At 61.9% G+C, this 1,571-nt stretch carries 1 protein-coding gene; it reads left to right on the top strand.

Translation table 11 applies throughout. The annotated features are described in order from the left end of the window. The first annotated feature begins 24 nt into the window (after positions 1-24). A complete protein-coding gene (locus tag VZP09_RS10210) occupies positions 25-1,557 on the top strand; it encodes an MFS transporter (RefSeq protein ID WP_328795100.1) in 1,533 nt (510 codons plus the stop codon). The last annotated feature ends 14 nt before the right edge of the window (positions 1,558-1,571 follow it).

The following is a 1,571-nucleotide window of genomic DNA, read 5'->3' as shown; positions in this document are numbered from 1 at the left end:
TTGCCGACTGATGAGGGCCGCCCGATGTTACTCACCGCCAGAACACCTTCCCGATACGCCAGCGCCCTGGCCGCGCTTTCTGTCTTTATGGCGGCCTTGCTGCTGCCGTTAAGTTTTACCGGCGGCGTCATGACCACCCCCGCGATACAGCAGTCGCTGGGCGGCTCTCCCGCTGCGCTGTCGTGGCTGACCAATGGCTTTATGCTGACTTTCGGCAGCTTTTTGCTGGCCGCAGGGGTGACGGCGGATGCCATCGACAGAAAACGTATTTTTATCGCCGGCGCCGCGCTGTTTTGCCTGAGCAGCCTGCTGTTTTGTCTGACGCACAATCTCTTCCTGTCAGGCGTGTTGAGGGCGCTGCAGGGCCTGGCCGCGGCGATGATTTTAGCCAGCGGCAGTGCGGCGCTGGCCCAGCTGTATGATGGCGCCCAGCGGACCAGGGCATTCAGCATCCTCGGCACGGTGTTCGGCATTGGTCTGGCGTTCGGTCCGCTGCTGATCGGCTTCATGATCGACGCGGTGGGTTGGCGCGGCGTATACGCCCTGTTTGCGCTGCTCTCGGCAGGGGTTCTGCTTATAGGCCTGGTATCTCTGCCTGCGACAGAAAAAAGCGAGCCGCGGACACCCGACAACCTGGGCTTAACCTTGTTTACGCTGGCCCTGATGCTGTTTACTGCATCGCTTATGGTCATTCCGGCCCGCGTTTTTTTATCCCTGACCACGCTGGCCTTGCTCATCGCGTCTGGGGGGCTGTTCGTGGCCTTTGTCGTACGCTGCCGGAGGGTGAACAACCCGGTGCTGGAACTCTCCCTGCTGCGTCATCCGCGTTTTGTCGGCGTACTGTTGTTGCCTGTCGCCACCTGCTGTTGCTACGTGGTCCTGCTGATTATTGTTCCACTGCATTTTATGGGCGGAGAGGGGATGAGTGAGTCGCAGAGCGCACTGTATCTGATGGCGCTGACCGCGCCGATGCTGGTTTTCCCATCCGTTGCGGCCCTGCTCACCCGCTGGTTTTCACCGGGGCAGGTGTCCACGGCGGGACTGATGATGGGCTCCGCCGGGTTGCTGTTGCTGGGCGATGCTTTTCACAGTAACCACCTCCCGCAGCTGGTGCTGGCGCTGATCCTCTGTGGGGCGGGGGCGGCGCCTCCCTGGGGACTGATGGATGGCCTGGCGATATCCGCTGTGCCGGTCGCCAAAGCCGGTATGGCGGCAGGCCTGTTCAACACCGTACGCGTTGCCGGCGAGGGGATCGCCCTGGCGATAGTCTCCGCGGTATTAACGGCAAGCAATACCCTGACCCTGCAGAGTCGCGTACACGGGTATGCCCCCGAGGTGATTCACCGCGCCGCAGGCTGGCTGGGGGCCGGCAATATGCCGCAGGCGGCTGCGCTTTTGCCTGATTTTTCACTCCGGGTGCTGCGCGAGAGCTATGACTCTGCTTATACGCTACTGTTTAGCGGGCTGGCGGTCGTCACCCTGCTGTGCGCCCTGATGATCTGGCTGACGTTATGCCGGAAGGGGGGCGCTATCCAAACCCGCGACAGTGGATCCTGAACCCCCTTGATAGC

It is taken from the genome of Klebsiella sp. EMBS2024, from assembly GCF_036233805.1.
In the GTDB taxonomy this organism is placed as follows: Bacteria; Pseudomonadota; Gammaproteobacteria; order Enterobacterales; family Enterobacteriaceae; genus Klebsiella; species Klebsiella pneumoniae.
This window is presented reverse-complemented; position numbering and strand designations above follow the sequence as displayed.